This is a genomic window from Kitasatospora sp. GP30, from assembly GCF_029892145.1.
Taxonomy (GTDB): Bacteria; Actinomycetota; Actinomycetes; order Streptomycetales; family Streptomycetaceae; genus Kitasatospora; species Kitasatospora acidiphila.
The window spans coordinates 366,459-385,152 of the sequence record NZ_JARZAH010000003.1 but is presented as its reverse complement, the minus strand read 5'-3'; the positions used below and the strand labels follow the sequence as shown (position 1 = coordinate 385,152).

Sequence of the window (18,694 nt, the reverse complement as noted above, 5' to 3'; positions counted from 1 at the left end):
ACCGGCCGTCGTACAACTGTCGGGTGCCATCGAACGCCCTGCGCCGCCGCTACCTTTCCGCTTGCGCCGCCGCGCCCAGCTACCCGGAGGTCGGGGCCACCGGGTCGGCCGCGCTGCCGCCCGGCTACTCGTGGCTGCGTCGCCGGATCCACCTCGGCCGCGGCGCCGCGGTGCTGGACCGTGCCGGTGCCTGTGTACTGGGCTGGGGAGCCCAGTTGGGCTCGGGCTTCGCGGTCTACCCGCCGCCCGCGCGGATCGCGGCCGGCGGCACCGTACTGCTGCGGATCGGCCTGCCCGGGCTGCGGCTGCCCCGGCTGGTGATTCCGTGCCGGGTGGTCTGGACCGTCGAGGAGCCCGACCGGATCGGCTTCGCCTACGGCACGCTGCCCGGGCACCCGGAGTGCGGCGAGGAGTCGTTCGTGGTGAGCATGGACGCGGCCGGCGACGTGTGGTTCGAGGTGGCCGCCTTCTCCCGGCTGGCGGCCTGGTACGCGCGGCTCGGTCGACCGGTGGCGGCGCTGCTGCAGCACCTGGCGATCGAGCGCTACCTGCGGGTGGTGGCGCGCGCGGCCGCCGCGGCGTGAAACACCGGGAGCCGCGCCCGCCACCCGCCGTGTGCGGCAAGCGAGTTGGGGCCGGGACCGCGCGCGGTCCCGGGCTCAGGACAGCATGTTGATCCGGTACTGCATGATCCGGTAGTTCTTCGGGTCGTACCACTGGCTGACGACGATGTGGAAGTTGCCGAACGTCGAGCCGGGGATGACGAAGCCGCCGTACGGGCTGGCGACGAGGTTGGCGGCCTCCTGGCCCGGGTTGCAGGGGAGGATCATGGCTTGCTCCAGCGTCCTGGTCAGGTCCGAGGTCGGGAGGGGGAAGACCATCGCCCTGATCGACAGCGGGTTCATGTTCAGCCAGGTGAGGACGTACTTGCCGTCCATCGCGCGGAAGCACATCTCGCCCCACTTGCGGGTGCCGAAGACCGTCGTCGGGGCCGGCGCGTTCCACCGCCAGCCGCCGTCGGCATAGCCCCACGGCTCGTAGGCGTCCGGATGGCCGAGGCTCTCCTTCCGTACCCGGTGCAGCAGCATTCCCGATTCCACGTCGCGGTTGAAGACCGTGGACAGGACGTAGCAGTAGCCGTCGTCGGCCACGGCGTACGTCTTCTGCTGGAACTGGCCGCCGTGCAGGTCGCCCGGCCACTGGCACAGGTACTCCCAGGTCTCACCGTTGTCGGTGGAGCGCCAGAAGTCGGTGTGGTGGGTGTCGTAGATGACGCCGCGCATGAGGTGCATGTACATCACGCCGTCGACCACGAACACGTCGGACGGGATCGCCGTCGTGGCCTTGTCGCCGACCGGGTTGTGCGGCTCGTTGACGAGGCTGTTGGCGTGGCCGCCGCCGACGCTGCCGTCGATGCGCAGGTTGTTCACGTCCGCGCTGCTGGAGCGCAGGCCGACCGGGGCGCGCCAGTCGGCGGCGCCCACGTGGTCGCCGCCGAAGGTGTCGCCGCAGACGAAGAGCATGGTGCCGTTCGGGCACCGCACGGGGATGCCGAGGTCGGTCCACGGCGAGGCGAACGGCCCGGTCTCGACCGGGCCGCTGAGGTTCTTCACCTTGGTGGCGATCGTCGGGCCGGGCGGGTCGTTCGGGCCGCCGGCGAACGCCGCGGGGGCACCCGAACCGATGGCCCCCGCTCCCACGGCGACGCCGAGGCCGATCTTGAGGAGCCTGCGGCGCGAGGGCCCGCCGGTCGTCGCGTCGTTCCTGCCGGTCGTCGCGTCATTCCCGTCCGATGAGTGTGTCATTCTGTCAATGGCCCTTCCGAGTTGAACGAATTCCTGCGGCTTCGAGGCTTCGAATGGATCGCGCACCTCAGTGGCGACGGGTCGCCGATCGAGGCTACGGCGACCCGCCGCCGCTGCGTCGGTCGGTGGACAAACCTTCACTCAAATGAGTTAGGCCCCACGGAAGTTCACGATCCGGACGCCGGGTGGAGACAGCACTCGCCCCACACTCCTGACCAGGCCCCCAAGGGCTGGATGGGCCCGCGCTGTTACCATCGGCCGCGATTCCATTGGGAGGGGGCGGGCGTGGCCGAGACCGACATCCGTAGCGCCGAGGCGGCGATGATCGCGGAGGCGCGCAAGGCGTTCTTCGTGGTGTTCGGGCTGCTCGCGCTGGTCTGGGCGGTGCAGTTGGGCAACTGGTCGGACGGCAACAGCCTGGCCAGGCAGTTCGGCATCCGCCCGCAGGAGTTCGACTCGCTCGGGAAGATCTTCACCGCCCCGCTGCTGCACTACGGTTGGGACCACCTGGAGGCCAACTCCGGCCCGCTGTTCGTCTTCGCCTTCCTGGCCGCCTACCGCGGGGTGGCCCGGTTCCTGGCGCTGACCGCGCTGCTGGCGGTGACCAGCGGCCTGACGGTGTGGATCTTCCAGAACCCGCAGACCGAGACGGTGGGCGCCAGCGGGCTGGTCTTCGGCTACTTCGCCTACGTGGTGCTGCGCGGGATCTTCGACCGGCACCTGATCGACAGCCTGATCGGGCTGGTGATGGCGGCCAGCTTCGCCTACCTGGTGTTCGGCGCGCTGCCCAGCGCCCCGGGCGGGGTGAGCTGGCTGGGCCACCTGGGCGGGCTGATCGGCGGCTGCCTGGGCGCCTGGCTGCTGCGCGACCGCCGCACGAGTGCCACCGCCGGCCCAGCTGCGGCCGCCACCGCACCCGGGCCCGCCACCTCCGAGCGCTCGGCGCTGCTCAAGGAACTCGACGACCTGGGCCTCTGATGAAGGCGCAGCCCTCGCCGTGGCGCGGGCTGCTGGACCGCTACATCGGCACCCCCCAATTTCCTGGCTTCGTCCACCGGTTGACCCACCGGCGCTGGCCGTTGTGTTTGCCGACCCCCTGTACACGATGTCTTCGCAAGGGTGTATGAATGTCCTCCTCGAGCTCACCATACGAGGGGGGAATTCCTCATCATGCGCAAGCGCATGCTCATGCGTGCTGTCGGCATGCTGGTCGGTGCGGGCCTTGCGGCCACCGTCGCTCCTGCGGCCGTGGCCGCCCCGGCTCCGCAGCTCCAGAAGGCTCCGGTCACCAAGAACCAGGTCCGCGTCCAGGCGCCCCGGACGGCCAAGGTCACCGGGAATGCCACCGCCAACGCCGGGAAGCTGACCGCAGGCCAGCAGCTCCTGCCGGGCGCCAAGGCCGTCGACAACGACGCCACCCTGGAGATGCAGGTCGACGGCAACCTGGTCATCTACCTGAACACCTCCAGCGGCCAGCACTTCCAGGCGGCCTGGAGCACCCACACCTGGGGCAACGCGGGCGCCTACCTGGACATGCAGGCCGACGGCAACCTGGTGCTCTACAAGCAGGGTGGTGGCCCGACCACCGGTGGCGCCCTGTGGAGCACCGGGACCTGGGGTCACGCGGGCGCCCTCGCCGACTTCGTCACCGGAGAGCTGGCGGTCCACATGCCGGCGGCGAACCCCATCTGGGCCACCGGCACCGGATACCTGCCGGCGAAGGACGCCGCCGGCAACTACATCGACAGCCCGAGCGACACCCTCTACAGCAACTGGTCGCTCATCCCCGGCAGCTGGATCGAGTCCACCAGCGCCTGGGTGCTGATGCAGGGCGACGGCAACGTGGTGCTCTACCGCAAGCGGGACGGCAAGGCGCTGTGGAGCTCCGGCACCTGGAACAAGTCCAACGTGGTGGCCGTGATGGACCCCAAGGGCGTGCTCGCCGTCATCGACAAGAACACGGGCTACCCCTACTGGGACACCAACACCTGGAACAGCCCCAACGCCTACGCGAAGATCCAGTCCGACCTGAACTTCGTCGTCTACACGCCGGGCGGCAGCGCGGTCTGGAACTCCCAGACCTGGGCGCAGTACTGATCGGCAGTAGCGATCGGTAACGCTCCGAGCAGGGCGTGACGTGCCCGGTGCAGCGGCTTCGGCCGCCGCGCCGGGCACGTTCTCTTCTGCGATGCCGTTGCAGCCGAGCGGGCGGCCGTACGATCGTCGCCATGACCTCCGCATTGATCCTCGTCGACCTGATGCCGCGCCTCATCGCCCTCCCGCTCGCGCCGCACTCCGGGGACGAAGTGCTCACGCGCTGCTGTGAGTTGGCCGAGTCGTTCAGGGCGAGCGGGCGGCCGGTGGTGCTGGTCCGGGTGGAGCGGCCGAACGTCAACGAGCAGCCGCCGGGCAGCGACTTCGCCGACGGCCTGGTGCAGGACGGCGATGTCGTGGTGGTGAAGCGCACCATCGGCGCGTTCTACGGCACAGGCCTCGACGAGCAGTTGCGCGCGCTGGGCGTGGACACCGTGGTGCTCGCCGGGCTGGTCACCACGATGGGCGTGGAATCCACCGCTCGGGCCGCGGCTGACCACGGGTACCAGCTGGAGTTCGTCGCCGACGCGATGTCCGGACTGGCCGCTGACGAGCACGAGTTCGCCGTGCAGCGGACCTTCCCGCGCTTCGGCGAGGTGCGGCAGGCCGCGGACTACAGCTGACGCCCACTCAGCGCCCGTACGCCGGCTGGGCTGAGGGCCCCTTGGCCGGCGAGGGTGACCGGGCGGCATCCGCCGAGGAGAATCGCTCCATGCGCATTCTGATCATCACCGCCGGTTCACGGGGAGACGTCGCGCCCTACACAGGCCTGGGGCGCCGCCTGCTGGACGCGGGCCATCAGGTCGCCGTGGCCGCTCACCCGTCCCACGCCGCACTCGTCGGCGGGTGCGGTCTCGACTACCGGCCCGTGCCGGGAGACCCGCAGGGGCTGATCCGGGAGTGGTCCCGGGCGGCGTCGCGGGAGGAGGCCCAGGCGTTGAGGAGGGCGTACGCGGACGGGCTCGCCGATGGGGTGGCGGATGCCGTGGCGGGCGGAGCCGATCTGCTGCTCACCGCCTTCGGCCCGGCACCGCTCAGCCGGACGGCCGGCGAAGCGCTCGGCATCCCCGTCATCGGCACCTACCTCGCACCGTCGTTCGCCACCAGGCAGTTCCCGCTGCCCAACGCGCGGAACAACGCCGGCCTGGGGCCGGAGGGCAACCTCGCCGCCGGCCGGGACGTGCTGGGGCGCGCGGAAGGGCTCTTCGCGGGCTCCGTGACCCGGCTGCGTGCCCGCCTCGGGCTGCCCGCCGGCGCGCCCTCGGCAGCGGCGGACATCCGGCCGGTCTTCCACGGCTTCAGCCCACTGGTGGTGCCGCGCCCCGAGGACTGGCCGTCCCGGGTCGAAGTGGTGGGCTACTGGTGGCCCGCGCGGCCGGACCGCTGGCAGCCCCCGACCGAACTGGTCGACTTCCTCCAGGCCGGCCCGCCACCGGTGTTCATCGGGTTCGGCAGTATGGCGGTGGGGGAGGGGGAACGGCTCAGTGAGCTGGTGGCCGCGGCGGTGAAGCGGGCAGGCGTGCGCGCGGTGGTGCAGGCGGGGTGGGCCGAGCTGAGCGGCTGCGGCGACGACGTCCTGGCAATCGGCGACGTTCCGCACGACTGGCTGTTCCCCCGCACCGCCGCCGTCGTCCACCACGCCGGGGCGGGTACCACCGCCGCCGGACTGCGGGCCGGCGTACCTGCCCTGCCCGTACCCGTCATGGCCGACCAGCCGTTCTGGGCGGCCCGGCTGCACCGGCTGGGAGTTGCCCCCCGGCCCCTGCCGTTCCAGGACCTCACCGCCGAAGCCCTCGGCGACGCGATCACCGCCTGCCTGTCCGACCCGGCCCACCGCCACCGCGCCGCCGAACTCGCCCACGGGATCGCCGAGGAGGACGGCGCCGCTTCGCTGCTCGCCCACCTCGGCTCACAGGGAGGCGGGTGAACCCGGGGAGTGCTCGGCCTGGATGTGGGCCCCGGACGATGCCGAGGTCGTCGAGGGCGACGAGTTCACGATCGTGCGGCTGCCCGAGCATTTCGCCTGGGACCTCTCGGTGCTCGCCTTCACGCCGGCCGGGCCGCTCGGCCCGGCCGTGGACGCGGTGATTGAGCGGGCGCGAGCGTTCGAAGTGCCGGTGCTGGATTGGGAGGTGGGGCTCGGCGCTCCGGCCGGGCTGGCCGCCGAGCTGACAGCGCGCGGCGGGCAGGTGAAGCTGACCGTGGACGTCCTGGCCAGGGACCTGAGCCAGGACGTGCCCGCGCTGCCGCCGACCACGGCGGACATAACGATGCGGTGGGCGACGGACTTCGAGACCGCGCGGGACGGATCGGCGGTCGCGGTCACCGGGTTCGGTGGGGCGCTGCCGCCCGACGAGCGGATCGAGGCAGCGGCCGCCAAGCACGCGGCCGCCGTCCCCGCGGGTGGTGGCGGCATGCTGGTCGCCTACGTGGACGGGACGCCGGTGGGTTTCGGCGGCCTCTCGCTGGTGGACGGCGTCGCACGGCTGTCGGGCGCGGTCGTGACGCCCTCCGAACGCGGCCGGGGCATCTACCGGGCGCTCATCGACGCGCGGCTGTCCTACGCGGCGACGCACGGGGCGACGATGGCCCTGGTGAAGGGGAACGTGGTTACCTCGGCCCCGATCCTGCGCAAGGCGGGCTTCACGTCCTTCGGTCAGGAGCCGATCTACGCCGTCCCGCTGCGCTGATCCCCCGCCGCCTGGCCTTGCCGGCGAGGCGACGCCCGGGCCCCGCCGCCCCGAGAGCTACCTCACCGACCTCCACCTTCATGCCTCGACGCACTGGCCGCCGCTCTTGCCGCTGTAGCTGGACTTGAACCAGGTGAGCTGCTTCATGTCCGGGGTCGCTCCAGCGTCAGATGGCGTCGAAACCAGCCGACTTGACGCCGTTGACGAAGGCACTGAAGGAGGTGGTGGGGAAGGTGAGGGCGGGGCCGTCGGGGTTCTTGGAGTCGCGGATCGGCATGAGGCCGAGGGGGCGGAGGTCGTGCGAGGTCTGGACGCACTGGCCGCCGTTTTCGCCGGTGTAGCTGGACTTGAACCAGGACATGGCGGTCGGCAGTGGCTGGAGTTCGGGGGACACGTTCAGCAGTCCTTCCATGGTGCGGCGGATCAAGTCGGCTGACTCGGACGCCGAGAGGGCATCCGCTCGCAGTCGATCATAGGCCCGCGAGAGCCGCTCGATCGCGTCTGGACGACGCGAAAAGTGGCCGCGGTCAACGCTCTCCGAGTAGATCACCTCGGTACCGTTGGGCAGCTCCAACAGTGTGAAGCCCATGGTGGCGGCCACGCGTTCACCGAGCTCGTCCGGAGCGATCTGCACCACGATGTTGGGGAAGCGCCGGATCACGTCGAGGGTGTGCTTCAACTGACGGATCATCACTAGGCGGCCGCCCACCATCCGACGCAGCACCACTTCGTCGATGATGAAGATGGCCAGCGGGCCGTCCTCCAGGAAGAAGCGTGCCTGGCGACTCATTCGAGCTGCTACGCGCTGGTCCAGGGTTGGTCCATCCTTGCGGGATGGTCCTCTCGCAAGAAGCGCGCGGGCGTATTCCGGAGCCTGCAGCAGGCCAGGGAATCGGGAGATCTGGTATTCGCGCAGGCTAACAGCGGTTGCTTCCGTCTTGACGAAATGCTTGAACCAATCCGGGTGCTCGATTTCCCGGTGCCAATCCGTATTGTGCCATGCCCGTTCCAGTCGTCCGCCCGTGCCGAGCAGTTCGTCGATCTGCTGAACGATAGTCAGCTTCGGTTGACGCTCGGCCGACTCGTATCGTGACAACAGCGAGCTGTCACAGGGGATTTGGCGGGCGAGCTGGACGATTTTCATACCGGCTGCTTCGCGGAGATCACGCATCAGCCAGCCGAACGCCTCCGGCGTGAGCAGCCGTACAACCTCTTCCGTGGTCCGACGCAGCGCCATTGTCCCAACCTCTTTCTTGCCATCCGGCGAGCGGAAAGCGACGAATAGGAGTCGACCGATGACGAACCACCGTGGTTCCACTCGTATCCGCGAGCTCGCCGCCAATGCTCGCCAGGAAGCCCGCGATGCGATCGACGAGTTGCGCGCCGTGCTCGCGCAGGCGGGGATCGATCTGCCCTCGCTCGGCGAGGACTGGCAGGGCTCGTTCACCGGCGTGGTGCTGGTCGAGCTTGGCCGGGCGCGGCCGGATGTGGTGCGCCGGATCGCGGAGTTGCTGCGCGACGGGCTCGCCGCCCGCGCCCAGCAGCCGAGTTGAGCGTGCCGAGGGCCGCGAGGTCCGAGCAGTGCGCGTGGCCGCCGGGCGCACAGCCGGTGGCCAGGCGAACGCTGGGTTCGGTGGCTGGACGGCTTGCGTGGTCTGGCCTGGTCGACCGGCAACGGCGGGTGCGGCGTTCGGGCGTCCGAAGCACTCACCCGGTACAACCCTGATCATGCGCGCGTCTGCGACGGAGGCCTGCCCGCTCGGCTGGCCGAACTGTCCGGTGTGCGCGAGGAAGTGAGCAACCCATGAGCGACCCCAAGTGCGCCCCTGCGCGCGACCCCGAGCCCGAGCCCGAGCCGCAGCCCGGGGCCAACCCCGACCCCACCCCCACCACCGCCCCGCACCCCGAACCCGATCCCGAGGCCAGCCAGATGACGCTGCAGGTGTTCCGGGTGACCAGTTCGGGCACCCTGATCGAGGTCATCCGCAAGAAGGTCTGGCGCGGCGAGTCCTACTGGAAGAGCCCGATCGGCGGCGAGTGGCCGCCGTGCCGCTGCCCGCGCTGCCTGCCGATGCTGCGCTCCCGGATGCGCCGCGCGGGGCTGATCTGAGTAGGGGAGCGCGGAACTGGCAGAAGTAGCCGCCCCGCTACGGCAGTTGGGATGCCTGGAGACGTCAGATGCTGACCGGCGCGTACTCGCCGACGTAGGCGTCGCGCATGGTCAGCCGCACCTCGGTGAGCCGGGCCTTGACCTCACTGCTCGGGGCAACCCGGTCGGTGACGGGCCGTTCGACGTCCAGGCGGCGCCGGGCGTGGTCCGCGTCACCGCCCTTGTGCCCGATCGCACGGCACATGGGCGCGCAGGGCGAAACCACTCGATCGGGTGACCTTGGAGAGTGGGGTCCCCGTTATGACGATCCGTCAGGCTGCCGCTATGGCCGCCGGCATTCCCGCCTGTTCGTAGCGGGCCAGCAGCAGGCGGGCGATCTCGGGGGCGGCGCCCAGGACGGGCGCGAGCACGTCGGCCCCGGCCTCGGTGGCGGCTGCGGCGATGCGGTCCGGGAGTACGCCGGGGGCGAGCAGGTAGGGCGCGACGGCGGTGCGCTGCACGCCCCGGGCGCGGAGTTCGGCGAGGGCGTCGGGCACCCGGGGGCCGGTGGCGGAGGCGTAGGCGACTGCCACCGCGCCCCAGCCACCCCGGCGCTGCCAGTCGGCGGCCAGCGCGCGGGTGGCGGCGTCGGCGGCCGGGTCGGAGGAGCCGGCGGCGGCCAACACCACGCCGGTGGAGGCCCGTTGGGCGAGGTCCAGCCCGGCCTGCGCCAACCGCCGTTCCAGCGCGGCCAGTAGCAGCGGAGCGGGCCCGAGGACATCGGCCACCGGCATCCCCGCCGCGCCGGCGGAGCGCAGCGCGGCCGGGATGTCGTGCTTGGCGTGGTAGGCGCGGTTGAGCAGCAGCGGCACCGCCACCGCCGGCCCGTCGAGCCGCGCCACCACCTGTGACAGGCGCGGCGCGCAGTGGTCCAGGTAGGCGGTGGCCACCTCCAGGCCGGGCCGCTGCGCCCGCACCTCGCGGACCAGGGCGTCGACCGTCGCCGCGTGCCGGGGGTCGCGGCTGCCGTGGGCGATCTGGAGGAGCGCGGGAGGCATCAGTGCCCGCTCTGCAGCAGGCCGCGGCTGCGCAGCACGCGGTTCTCGATCGGCGTGAAGACCAGCAGATCGATCGCCACGCCGACCACCAGGATGAGGATGATGCCGAGCAGCACGCCCGACATGTCGGAGGCGTCGCGCTGGTTCTCCAGGTAGCGGCCCAGGCCGATGCCGAGGTCGGGGGAGGAGGCGATCAGCTCGGCGGCCATCAGGGAGCGCCAGGAGAAGGCCCAGCCCTGCTTGAGGCCGGCCAGGTAGCCGGGCAGGGCGGCCGGAAGCAGGACGTGGCGGGCGCTGGTGAGGCCACGGGCGCCCAGGGTGCGGCCGGCGCGCAGGAAGAGCGGCGGGACTTGGTCGATGCCGGAGATCAGGCCGTTGGCGATGGACGGGACGGCGCCGAGCAGGATGACGGCGTACATGGCCTGGTCGTTGATGCCGAGCCAGATGACGGCGGCCGGCACCCAGGCGACCGACGGCAGCGACTGCAGTCCGGAGAGCACCGGGCCGACGGCGGCGCGCACGAACTTCACCCGGGCGACGATCAGGCCGATCGGGGTGCCGATGACGACGGCTGCCAGGAACCCGGAGATGCCCCGCCACAGGCTGGTCCAGATGATCGAGAAGAGTGTTCCCTGGTACCAGAGGTCGGTCAGGGAGTGCCAGACGTCCAGCGGGCTGGGCAGTTTGTAGGACGGGGTGACGTGCAGGCTGTAGACGAGCTGCCAAACCGCCAGCACCAGCAGCACGCCCAGCAGCGGCGGCAGCACCTTCTCGCGCAGCACCTGGGTGAGCGGCACGCGCTGGGTGGTGACGGTCTCCAGGGCGTCGAGGCCCTGCAGTTCGTCGTCCACCCGGGTGGTGGGGGTGGTGTCAGTGCTGGACATGGCGGCGGATCTCCCCACGCAGGTGCTCGGTGATCTCGACGGACAGGTCCGCCACGGCGGCGCTCTCGATCCGGCGCGGCTGCGGCAGGTCGATCCGCCACTCGCGGGCGATCCGGCCGGGGCGGGAGGAGAGCAGCACCACGCGCTGGGCGAGCCGGACGGCCTCACGGACGTTGTGGGTGACGAACAGGATGGTCAACTGCCGTTCCTGCCAGATCCGGACGAGCTCCTCGTGCAGCAGGTCGCGGGTGATGGCGTCCAGCGCGGCGAACGGCTCGTCCATCAGCAGCACTTGGCTGCCCTGCGCCAACGCCCGTGCCAGCGCCACACGTTGGCGCATGCCGCCGGAGAGCTCGTGGATCCGCTTGCGGTGCGCGCCGCCCAGGCGGACCAGCTCAAGGAGGCGTTCGGCTTCGGCCTTGCGCTGGTCGCGCGGGGTGCCGTTGAGGCGCAGCGCGAGTTCGATGTTGCGGCCGGCGGTCAACCAGGGGAACAGCGCGTGGTCCTGGAACATCAGGGCGGGCCGGCCGGCCGGGACCTCGATGCTGCCGCTGCTGGGCTGGTCGAGTCCGGCGACCAGGTTGAGCAGCGTGGACTTGCCGCAGCCGGAGGCGCCGAGCAGGCAGAGGAACTCGCCGGGCGCGGCGGTGAGGTTGATGTCGTCCAGGACGGGCGTGGTGCCGTAGGTCTTGTGCACGCCGGCCAGGCGCACGGCGGTGTCGGCAGTGGTGACGGTGGCGTCGGGAGTGGTCAGTGCCGTGCTCATCGCGGGCACCTCCTGGCGTGTGGATGGCGAGCGGGAAGCTGTGCGGGGGCCGGAGTCCGGCCCCCGCCCGGCCCCTGTCAGCAGTGGGGGCATCGACGCGGGGCGGGGCGGGGGACGGACGCCGGAGCTACCGGTGCGGTGCGGTCGGCTAGTTGGTGCCGAGGCCGGCGTCGGCGACGGCGGGCCTGCCCGCTTCCTTCAGCACCTTGTCGAGCAGCGTCAGGTCGTAGATCCCGGCGATGTTCGGCTTCTTCAACAGGCCTGCGGTGACGGCGTGGTCGGCTTCGGCCTGGAGGGTCGAGGCAAGCGGGTCATCGGTGAAGTCGATGCTCTTCCAGGCAGGGTCCAGGATCGCGGCCGGCAGGGCGTTGCCGCCGGCCGTCTTGATCGCGTCATTGGCGTCCTGCTCGGCCTTGGCCGGGTTCTGCTTGATGAAGGCGTTGGTCTTCACCGAGCCGCGCAGCACCGCCTCGACCACGTCGGCGTGCGCCTTGAGGAACTTCTGCGACACGATGATGTTGGTGATCACGAACTGCCGGTCGGGCCACAGGTCCTTCTCGTCGAGCAGGACCTTCGCTCCCTTGGCGACCAGGGTGGAGGCGGTCGGCTCGGGCACCCAGGCACCGTCGATGGAGCCGGAGCTGTAGGCGTCGGGGGTGACCTTGTTGTCGGTGCGGACCACCGAGACGTCACCGGCGCCGGACTGGGCGTCCTCCTTGAATCCCTTGGTGGCCAGGTAGTTGAGCAGCGCCACGTCCTGGGTGTTGCCCAGCTGCGGGGTGGCGATCTTCTTGCCCTTGAGGTCGTCCAGCGACTTCACCTTGGCGGGGTTGACGACCAGTTCGACGCCGCCGGAGGCCGAGCCGCCGATGATCCGCAGGTTGGCACCGCCGGACTGGGTGTAGCCGTTGATCGCCGGGGACGGGCCGATCCAACCGATGTCGATCGAACCGGCGTTGAGCGCCTCGATCTCGGACGGGCCGGCGTTGAAGACCTGCGTCTTGATCCCGGTGCCGCCCAACTCCTTCTGGAACAAGCCCTCTTGCAAGCCGACCAGCGCGGTGCCATGGGTCAGGTTGGCGAAGTAGCCGATCTTCACCGTGTCGGCCGACAGCTTGGCGCCCGAGGCCGCGGCGGCCGGGGCGGCGTCGTTCTTGGGGGCCTTGGAGCCGTAGCTGCACGCGGTCAGCAGGCTGACGGCGGTCAGGCCGGCCAGGGCGGCGGGCAGTGCGCGTCTGGCGCGGCCGGCGTTGGGGCGGGGCCGGGGATGCGTCGGGGAGGGGGCCATCGGAGGAGTCCTTCGCTGGAAAAGGGATGAGGGCGGTGGTGCCAGGCACGCCGGATATCGTCCGCGTGGTGCTCACGGACAGTCAGGTGCTCCGGTGACGGGGTGTCAGTGACCCCGTCCGGACCCACATCGGCCGATGCCGCCCTGGCCGCTGCCACGGACGCCGCTGCCTATGCGGCCGCCCTCCTTGTCCATGCGCGAGAACGCCTCGCCGGACATCAGACCCAGTCCTCCTCTTGCGCTGCCGGGGTGGTGAGGGCGCCGTCGAAGGCTTCGCCCACCATGCCCGCGGTGAGGGTGCTGCCGTCGGCCGGGTCGATCAGCAGGAACGAGCCGGTGCGGCGGTTGTCGGCGTACGCGTCCAGCGCCAGCGGCTCGGCGGTGCGCAGCGTGATGCGGCCGATCTCGTTGACGTTCAACTCGGTTGCACCGGTGTGCTGTTCGAGGGTGTCGATGTCCAGCTGGTAGACGACGTCCTTGACCAGGGCGCGCACCGTGCGGGTGGTGTGCTTGAGCAGCACCTTGTCGCCGGGCTTGAGCGCGCGCTCGTTCAGGTGGCAGACGGTGGCCTCGATGTCCTTGGTGGGCACCGGAGTCGGGCCGGCCGCGATCAGGTCGCCGCGCGAGATGTCGATGTCCTCGGTGAGGCGCACGGTGACGGACTGCGGGGCCCAGGCGAGGTCGGTCTCCGCACCCAGCACGTCGATGCCGGCCACGGTGGTGGTGTGCCCGGAGGGGAGCACCGTCACGGGGTCGCCGGTGCGCAGCACGCCGGAGGCCAACTGGCCCGCGTAGCCGCGGTAGTCGGGGTGCTCGGCGGTCTGCGGGCGGATGACGTACTGCACGGGGAAGCGGGCGGGCTCGTCGCTGGGGTCGGTACCGACCGGAACGGTCTCCAGGTGCTCCAGCAGGGTCGGGCCCGGATACCAGTCCATGTGCGCGGACGGCTCGACCACGTTGTCCCCGGCCAGCGCCGAGATGGGGATGGCGGTGATGTCGGTGACGCCCAGGGAGGCCGCGTAGCCGGTGAACTCGTCGGCGATGCGCGCGAAGACGTCCTCGGCGTAGTCGACCAGGTCCATCTTGTTGACCGCGAGCACGACGTGCGGGACGCGCAGCAGGGCGGCGACGGCGGCATGGCGGCGGGTCTGCTCGACGACGCCGTTGCGGGCGTCGACCAGGACGACGGCGAGTTCGGCGGTGGAGGCGCCGGTGACCATGTTGCGGGTGTACTGCACGTGGCCAGGCGTGTCGGCGAGGATGAAACGGCGCCGGGTGGTGGCGAAGTAGCGGTAGGCGACGTCGATGGTGATGCCCTGCTCGCGCTCAGCCCGCAGCCCGTCGGTGAGCAGGGCGAGGTCGGGGGCGTCCTGGCCGCGGCGGCGGGAGGCGTGCTCGACGGCCTCCAACTGGTCGGCCAGCACCGACTTGGAGTCGTGGAGCAGGCGGCCGACCAGGGTGGACTTGCCGTCGTCGACGGAGCCGGCGGTGGCGAAACGCAGCAGGGAGGTGGCGGTCAGCTCGTGGGTGGTGGTCATGGTTAGAAGTACCCCTCGCGCTTGCGGTCTTCCATGGCGGCCTCGGAGAGCTTGTCGTCGGCCCTGGTGGCGCCGCGTTCGGTGAGGCGGGAGGCGGCGATCTCCGCGATCACCTGGGCGATGGTGGCGGCGTCGGAGTCGACGGCGCCGGTGCAGGACATGTCGCCGACCGTGCGGTAGCGGATCAGGCGCCGCTCGACGGTCTCGCCCTCGCGCGGGCCGCCCCAGTCACCGGCCGTGAGCCACATGCCGTCGCGCTTGAAGACGTCGCGCTGGTGGGCGTAGTAGATCTCGGGCAGGTCGATGTTCTCGCGCTCGATGTACTGCCAGACGTCCAGCTCGGTCCAGTTGGACAGCGGGAACACCCGCACGTGCTCGCCGGGTGCGTGGCGGCCGTTGTAGAGCGCCCACAACTCCGGCCGCTGGCGGCGCGGATCCCACGCCCCGAACTCGTCGCGCAGCGAGAACACGCGCTCCTTGGCGCGGGCCTTCTCCTCGTCGCGGCGGCCGCCGCCGAAGACGGCGTCGAACTTGTTGGAGTCGATGGCGTCCAGCAGCGGCACGGTCTGCAGCGGGTTGCGGGTGCCGTCCGGGCGCTCACGCAGCCGGCCCTCGTCGATGAACTGCTGGACGGAGGCGACGTGCAGGCGCAGGTTGTGCTCGGCCGCCACGCGGTCGCGGTAGGCGATGACCTCGGGGAAGTTGTGCCCGGTGTCCACGTGCAGCAGCGAGAAGGGGATCGCGGCCGGCGCGAACGCCTTCAACGCCAGGTGCAGCATCACGATCGAGTCCTTGCCGCCGGAGAACAGGATCACCGGCCGCTCGAACTCACCCGCCACCTCACGGAAGATGTGCACCGCCTCCGCCTCCAGGGCGTCGAGGTGCGAGAGGGCGAAAGGACTGTCGCTGTGCTCGATCGGCTGTGTGGTCGCGGTCGTCACGCGAGGCCCCTCTCGGTCAGGAAGGCGTGCAGCTCGGCGGCGGACTCGGCCACCGAGCGGCCCTGGGTCTGCAGGCGCAACTCCGGTTGCTCCGGCGCCTCGTAAGGGTCGTCGACTCCGGTCAGGCCGGAGATCTCGCCTGCCGCCTGCTTGGCGTACAGGCCCTTGACGTCGCGCTCGGAGCAGAGCTCGACAGGAGTGGCGACGTGGATCTCCAGGAACTCGGCGCCCTGCTCGGCGTGCCGGGCCCGCACCGCGGCCCGGGAGCGGGCGTAGGGCGCGATCACCGGGGCGAGCACCTTGACGCCGTTGCGGGCCAACTTCTCAGCCACGAAGCCGATCCGGGTCACGTTGGTGTGCCGGTCCGCCTCGGAGAAGCCCAGGCCCTTGGAGAGGAACTCGCGGATCTCGTCCCCGTCGAGCACCTCCACCCGGTGGCCCTCGGCGCGCAGCCGCTCGGCCAGCGCGAAGGCCAGGGTGGTCTTGCCGGCGCTCGGCAGCCCGGTCAGCCACACCGTGGCGCCGCGCTCACACGGAGCGGCCGAACGGGCCGCCTCCGCGGCGGCCAGGGTGTCGGCTGTGGTCACTTTCACTCCTGAATTAAGTAACGGAAAGAAAGAAAGACGCAGGTCAGTGCGGGTGAACGGATGGTGTCGGCCTATCGACCACGGTCAGAGATGGCAGCATCCATCCACCATCAGAGATGGCAGCATCCATCCACCATCAGAGATGGATCCCGCACTCCTGCTTGCCCGACCCCGCCCAGCGCCCGGCGCGGCCCTCCTCGCCCTCGCCCGGCTTGCGGGTGCAGGAGAGCGGCGAGCAGCCCACCGAGGTGTAGCCCTCCCACAGCAGCGGGTTGAGCAGCACGCCGTGCTCCTGGACGTAGGCGTCCACGTCCGCCTGGGTCCAGCGGGCGATCGGCGCGATCTTCACCTTGCGCCGCTTGGCGTCCCACGCCACCACCGGGGTGTTGGCCCGGGTCGGCGACTCGTCGCGGCGCAGGCCGGTGGCCCAGGCGTCGTAGGCCGTCAGCCCGCGCTGCAGCGGCTCGACCTTGCGCAGCGAGCAGCACAGGTCCGGGTCCCGGTCGTGCAGGTCGGGGCCGTACTCGGCGTCCTGCTCGGCCACGGTCTGGCGCGGCGTCAGGGTGATCACGTTGACCGGCATGGTCGCGGCGACCGCGTCCCGGGTGCCGATGGTCTCCGGGAAGTGGTAGCCGGTGTCCAGGAAGACCACGTCGATCCCGGGCAGCGCGGAGGACGCCAGGTGGGCCACCACCGCGTCCTCCATCGAGGAGGTCACGCACAGCTTGCTGCCGAAGGTCTCGGCGGCCCAGCGCATGATCTCCTGCGCCGAGGCGTCCTCCAACTCGCGGCCGGCCGCGGTGGCCAGCGTCTCCAGGTCAGTCATCGGTCGTTCCCCCAGTCGAAGGCGCCAGCAGGCCAAGGAACTTAACCTGGAATGCCCGGCGGCAGCCGGCGCACTCCCAGGCACCGTGCCCGCCCTCGGCGGACGGGCGCAGGTCCTCGTCGCCGCAGTACGGGCAGTAGAACGGGGCTGCGCGCTCGCTCATGCGGCCGCCTCGCAGAGTTCGGCGGTCGCTTCGCGAAACGCGCACCTCTCGATGGCTCTCCCCCAGCCTTCGGCCGGGGGGACCCCCATGCTTCGCTCGCTCACGACAGCTGCTCCTCGCCGGCTCGGGCCGCCCACTGGGCGAACCGCTCGCCGTCCGCGCGGTCGGCCTGGAAGCGGGTCAGCAGCCGCTCGATGTAGTCCGCCAGGTCGTCCTTGGTCACCTTGAGCCCGCGCACCTTGCGGCCGAACCCGGCCTCCAGGCCGAGCGCGCCGCCGAGGTGCACCTGGTAGCCCTCGACCTGGTTGCCGTGCTCGTCGGTGACCAACTGGCCCTTGAGGCCGATGTCGCCGACCTGGATCCGGGCGCAGGAGTTCGGGCAGCCGTTGATGTTGATGGACAGTGGCTCGTCGAAGTCCGGTAGCCGGGCCTCCAGTTCGTCGATCAGGGTGCGCCCGCGCTCCTTGGTCTCGACGATGGCGAGCTTGCAGTACTCCAGGCCGGTGCAGGCCATGGTGCCGCGCCGGAACGGGGACGGGCTGACCCGCAGGTCCAGCGCCTCCAGACCGGCCACCAGCGAGTCGATCCGGTCCTCGGGCACGTCGAGCACCAGCATCTTCTGCTCGGCGGTGGTGCGCAGCCGGTCGGAGCCGTGCGCGGCGGCCAGTTCGGCGACCTTGGCGAGCAGCGCGCCGTCCATCCGGCCGACCCGGGGGGCGAAGCCGACGTAGAACCGGCCGTCGTTCTGCCGGTGCACGCCGACGTGGTCGCGCCAGACGCCGGCGGGTTGCTCGGGCGCCGGGCCGTCGACCAGCTGGTACTTGAGGTACTCGTCCTCCAGCACCTGGCGGAACTTGGCCGCGCCCCAGTCGGCGACCAGGAACTTCAGCCGGGCCCGGTTGCGCAGCCGGCGGTAGCCGTAGTCACGGAAGATGCCGATCACGCCGCCGAAGACGTCCGGCACCTCGTCCAGCGGGACCCAGGCGCCCAGCCGCACGCCCAACTTGGGATTGGTGGACAGGCCGCCGCCGACCCAGAGATCGAAGCCCGGGCCGTGCTCGGGGTGGACCACGCCGACGAACGCCACGTCGTTGATCTCGTGCGCCACGTCCAGCAGCGGGGAGCCGGAGACCGCGCTCTTGAACTTGCGCGGCAGGTTGGAGAAGGCCGGGTTGCCGATGAAGCGGCGCTGGATCTCGTCGATGGCGGGCGTGCCGTCGATGATCTCGTCCGCGGCGATGCCGGCCACCGGGGAGCCGAGGATGACACGCGGCGTGTCGCCGCAGGCCTCCGTGGTGGACAGGCCGACGGCCTCCAGCTTCTGCCAGATCGCGGGCACGTCCTCGATCCGGATCCAGTGGAACTGGATGTTCTGGCGGTCGGTCAGGTCGGCGGTGCCGCGCGCGTACTGCTGCGAGACCTCGGCGATCGCGTTCAGCTGGGCCACCGTCAGCCGGCCGCCGTCGATCCGGACCCGGAGCATGAAGTACTCGGCGTCCAGCTCGTGCGGGTCGAGGATCGCGGTCTTGCCGCCGTCGATGCCCTCCTTGCGCTGGGTGTACAGGCCCCACCAGCGCATCCGGCCGCGCAGGTCGGACGGGTCGATCGAGTCGAACCCGCGGTGCGCGTAGATCGTCTCAATGCGTGTCCGCACATTGAGACCGTCGTCGTCCTTCTTGAACTGCTCATTGGCGTTCAGCGGGGTGTGGTGGCCCATGCCCCACTGGCCCTCGCCGCGATGCCGGGTCACCTTGCGGGCGGCGCGCGGCGCCGGTTCGCTCGCGGGCTGGGCCTCGACCGAGTCGGAAGTGGTGGCCATGTGAACGTCCTTCGGGCAGCAGACTGATGATCCGATGGCTGCCGGTACTCATGGCTCCGACCTGCGGCGACCAGCGCATACCCGCGGGTGGGCGGGTATGCGGGGCGGCGATCGGGAGCCCTGGGCGCCGGGCGTGACCACGGGCG

At 71.0% G+C, this 18,694-nt stretch carries 21 protein-coding genes; 8 read left to right on the top strand and 13 right to left on the bottom strand.

Features of this window, described 5'->3' with window-relative positions:
• Positions 1 to 23 precede the first annotated feature (23 nt).
• Positions 24 to 584: a DUF1990 domain-containing protein gene (locus P3T35_RS07655; RefSeq protein WP_280704737.1), complete on the top strand. Its 561-nt coding sequence runs from the start codon at positions 24 to 26 to the stop codon at positions 582 to 584.
• 75 nt (positions 585 to 659) lie between these two features.
• On the opposite strand, the gene P3T35_RS07650 is transcribed toward P3T35_RS07655, so the two are convergent.
• Positions 660 to 1,805, bottom strand: coding sequence for a DUF4185 domain-containing protein (locus P3T35_RS07650; protein WP_101379802.1), 1,146 nt, complete (start codon positions 1,803 to 1,805; stop codon positions 660 to 662).
• A 285-nt stretch (positions 1,806 to 2,090) separates the two neighbouring features.
• On the opposite strand from P3T35_RS07650, the gene P3T35_RS07645 reads away from it, so the two are divergent.
• From P3T35_RS07645 to P3T35_RS07625, 5 genes are all read left to right on the top strand, one after another.
• A complete protein-coding gene (locus P3T35_RS07645; RefSeq protein ID WP_280704735.1) occupies positions 2,091 to 2,783 on the top strand; it encodes a rhomboid family intramembrane serine protease in 693 nt (230 codons plus the stop codon).
• Positions 2,784 to 2,987: 204 nt separating this feature from the next.
• Complete coding sequence (locus P3T35_RS07640; RefSeq protein ID WP_180356399.1) at positions 2,988 to 3,902, top strand: hypothetical protein; 915 nt, start codon at positions 2,988 to 2,990, stop codon at positions 3,900 to 3,902.
• 131 nt (positions 3,903 to 4,033) lie between these two features.
• Positions 4,034 to 4,522 carry an isochorismatase family protein gene (locus tag P3T35_RS07635; protein ID WP_101379799.1) on the top strand — a complete coding sequence of 163 codons (489 nt, stop codon included), beginning with the start codon at positions 4,034 to 4,036 and terminating at the stop codon, positions 4,520 to 4,522.
• An 89-nt stretch (positions 4,523 to 4,611) separates the two neighbouring features.
• On the top strand, positions 4,612 to 5,826 hold the full coding sequence (locus P3T35_RS07630) for a glycosyltransferase (RefSeq protein ID WP_101379798.1): 1,215 nt from the start codon (positions 4,612 to 4,614) through the stop codon (positions 5,824 to 5,826).
• A 22-nt stretch (positions 5,827 to 5,848) separates the two neighbouring features.
• On the top strand, positions 5,849 to 6,589 hold the full coding sequence (locus tag P3T35_RS07625; protein ID WP_101379797.1) for a GNAT family N-acetyltransferase: 741 nt from the start codon (positions 5,849 to 5,851) through the stop codon (positions 6,587 to 6,589).
• A gap of 166 nt (positions 6,590 to 6,755) precedes the next feature.
• On the opposite strand, the gene P3T35_RS07620 is transcribed toward P3T35_RS07625, so the two are convergent.
• A complete protein-coding gene (locus P3T35_RS07620; protein WP_101379795.1) occupies positions 6,756 to 7,826 on the bottom strand; it encodes a Scr1 family TA system antitoxin-like transcriptional regulator in 1,071 nt (356 codons plus the stop codon).
• A gap of 58 nt (positions 7,827 to 7,884) precedes the next feature.
• Between P3T35_RS07620 and P3T35_RS07615 the strand changes: the two genes are divergently transcribed.
• Positions 7,885 to 8,142, top strand: coding sequence for a hypothetical protein (locus P3T35_RS07615; protein ID WP_280704732.1), 258 nt, complete (start codon positions 7,885 to 7,887; stop codon positions 8,140 to 8,142).
• A 251-nt stretch (positions 8,143 to 8,393) separates the two neighbouring features.
• Complete coding sequence (locus P3T35_RS07610) at positions 8,394 to 8,699, top strand: hypothetical protein (RefSeq protein ID WP_101379794.1); 306 nt, start codon at positions 8,394 to 8,396, stop codon at positions 8,697 to 8,699.
• Positions 8,700 to 8,763: 64 nt separating this feature from the next.
• On the opposite strand, the gene P3T35_RS07605 is transcribed toward P3T35_RS07610, so the two are convergent.
• The 11 genes from P3T35_RS07605 to P3T35_RS07555 all read right to left on the bottom strand — a co-directional run bounded on the left by P3T35_RS07605 (position 8,764) and on the right by P3T35_RS07555 (position 18,548).
• Entirely contained in the window at positions 8,764 to 8,943 is a 180-nt protein-coding gene (locus P3T35_RS07605; RefSeq protein WP_101379793.1) for a hypothetical protein, read from the bottom strand.
• A 67-nt stretch (positions 8,944 to 9,010) separates the two neighbouring features.
• Complete coding sequence (locus P3T35_RS07600; protein WP_101379792.1) at positions 9,011 to 9,736, bottom strand: sirohydrochlorin chelatase; 726 nt, start codon at positions 9,734 to 9,736, stop codon at positions 9,011 to 9,013.
• On the bottom strand, positions 9,736 to 10,620 hold the full coding sequence (locus P3T35_RS07595; protein ID WP_101379791.1) for an ABC transporter permease: 885 nt from the start codon (positions 10,618 to 10,620) through the stop codon (positions 9,736 to 9,738). The genes P3T35_RS07600 and P3T35_RS07595 overlap by 1 nt, the downstream gene beginning before the upstream one ends.
• Positions 10,607 to 11,386, bottom strand: coding sequence for an ABC transporter ATP-binding protein (locus P3T35_RS07590; RefSeq protein ID WP_101379790.1), 780 nt, complete (start codon positions 11,384 to 11,386; stop codon positions 10,607 to 10,609). Before P3T35_RS07590 ends, P3T35_RS07595 begins: the two co-directional genes overlap by 14 nt.
• 148 nt (positions 11,387 to 11,534) lie before the next feature.
• Positions 11,535 to 12,674, bottom strand: a complete 1,140-nt coding sequence (locus P3T35_RS07585) for an aliphatic sulfonate ABC transporter substrate-binding protein (protein ID WP_101379789.1) — start codon at positions 12,672 to 12,674, stop codon at positions 11,535 to 11,537.
• A 218-nt stretch (positions 12,675 to 12,892) separates the two neighbouring features.
• Complete coding sequence (locus P3T35_RS07580; RefSeq protein ID WP_101379788.1) at positions 12,893 to 14,212, bottom strand: GTP-binding protein; 1,320 nt, start codon at positions 14,210 to 14,212, stop codon at positions 12,893 to 12,895.
• Positions 14,213 to 14,214: 2 nt separating this feature from the next.
• Positions 14,215 to 15,153: a sulfate adenylyltransferase subunit CysD gene (cysD, locus tag P3T35_RS07575; protein ID WP_101379787.1), complete on the bottom strand. Its 939-nt coding sequence runs from the start codon at positions 15,151 to 15,153 to the stop codon at positions 14,215 to 14,217.
• Positions 15,150 to 15,722: an adenylyl-sulfate kinase gene (cysC, locus tag P3T35_RS07570; protein ID WP_101384939.1), complete on the bottom strand. Its 573-nt coding sequence runs from the start codon at positions 15,720 to 15,722 to the stop codon at positions 15,150 to 15,152. The genes cysD and cysC overlap by 4 nt, the downstream gene beginning before the upstream one ends.
• 154 nt (positions 15,723 to 15,876) lie before the next feature.
• Positions 15,877 to 16,566 (bottom strand): phosphoadenylyl-sulfate reductase, encoded by a 690-nt coding sequence (locus P3T35_RS07565; protein ID WP_101379786.1) that lies wholly within the window; start codon positions 16,564 to 16,566, stop codon positions 15,877 to 15,879.
• Positions 16,559 to 16,729: a hypothetical protein gene (locus tag P3T35_RS07560; RefSeq protein WP_180356398.1), complete on the bottom strand. Its 171-nt coding sequence runs from the start codon at positions 16,727 to 16,729 to the stop codon at positions 16,559 to 16,561. The genes P3T35_RS07565 and P3T35_RS07560 overlap by 8 nt, the downstream gene beginning before the upstream one ends.
• Positions 16,730 to 16,829: 100 nt before the next feature.
• Positions 16,830 to 18,548: a nitrite/sulfite reductase gene (locus P3T35_RS07555; RefSeq protein ID WP_101379785.1), complete on the bottom strand. Its 1,719-nt coding sequence runs from the start codon at positions 18,546 to 18,548 to the stop codon at positions 16,830 to 16,832.
• Positions 18,549 to 18,694 lie beyond the last annotated feature (146 nt).

What these genes read in the sequence shown, in the direction of transcription:
- P3T35_RS07630 (WP_101379798.1), top strand. Translation starts at nt 4,612, where the DNA reads ATGCGCATTCTGATCATCACCGCCGGTTCACGGGGAGACGTCGCGCCC.
- P3T35_RS07585 (WP_101379789.1), bottom strand. Translation starts at nt 12,674, where the DNA reads ATGGCCCCCTCCCCGACGCATCCCCGGCCCCGCCCCAACGCCGGCCGC.
- P3T35_RS07580 (WP_101379788.1), bottom strand. Translation starts at nt 14,212, where the DNA reads ATGACCACCACCCACGAGCTGACCGCCACCTCCCTGCTGCGTTTCGCC.
- P3T35_RS07610 (WP_101379794.1), top strand. Translation starts at nt 8,394, where the DNA reads ATGAGCGACCCCAAGTGCGCCCCTGCGCGCGACCCCGAGCCCGAGCCC.
- P3T35_RS07615 (WP_280704732.1), top strand. Translation starts at nt 7,885, where the DNA reads ATGACGAACCACCGTGGTTCCACTCGTATCCGCGAGCTCGCCGCCAAT.
- P3T35_RS07555 (WP_101379785.1), bottom strand. Translation starts at nt 18,548, where the DNA reads ATGGCCACCACTTCCGACTCGGTCGAGGCCCAGCCCGCGAGCGAACCG.
- P3T35_RS07640 (WP_180356399.1), top strand. Translation starts at nt 2,988, where the DNA reads ATGCTCATGCGTGCTGTCGGCATGCTGGTCGGTGCGGGCCTTGCGGCC.
- P3T35_RS07560 (WP_180356398.1), bottom strand. Translation starts at nt 16,729, where the DNA reads ATGAGCGAGCGCGCAGCCCCGTTCTACTGCCCGTACTGCGGCGACGAG.
- P3T35_RS07590 (WP_101379790.1), bottom strand. Translation starts at nt 11,386, where the DNA reads ATGAGCACGGCACTGACCACTCCCGACGCCACCGTCACCACTGCCGAC.
- P3T35_RS07600 (WP_101379792.1), bottom strand. Translation starts at nt 9,736, where the DNA reads ATGCCTCCCGCGCTCCTCCAGATCGCCCACGGCAGCCGCGACCCCCGG.
- P3T35_RS07625 (WP_101379797.1), top strand. Translation starts at nt 5,849, where the DNA reads ATGTGGGCCCCGGACGATGCCGAGGTCGTCGAGGGCGACGAGTTCACG.
- P3T35_RS07620 (WP_101379795.1), bottom strand. Translation starts at nt 7,826, where the DNA reads ATGGCGCTGCGTCGGACCACGGAAGAGGTTGTACGGCTGCTCACGCCG.
- P3T35_RS07565 (WP_101379786.1), bottom strand. Translation starts at nt 16,566, where the DNA reads ATGACTGACCTGGAGACGCTGGCCACCGCGGCCGGCCGCGAGTTGGAG.
- P3T35_RS07605 (WP_101379793.1), bottom strand. Translation starts at nt 8,943, where the DNA reads ATGTGCCGTGCGATCGGGCACAAGGGCGGTGACGCGGACCACGCCCGG.
- P3T35_RS07635 (WP_101379799.1), top strand. Translation starts at nt 4,034, where the DNA reads ATGACCTCCGCATTGATCCTCGTCGACCTGATGCCGCGCCTCATCGCC.
- P3T35_RS07595 (WP_101379791.1), bottom strand. Translation starts at nt 10,620, where the DNA reads ATGTCCAGCACTGACACCACCCCCACCACCCGGGTGGACGACGAACTG.
- P3T35_RS07650 (WP_101379802.1), bottom strand. Translation starts at nt 1,805, where the DNA reads ATGACACACTCATCGGACGGGAATGACGCGACGACCGGCAGGAACGAC.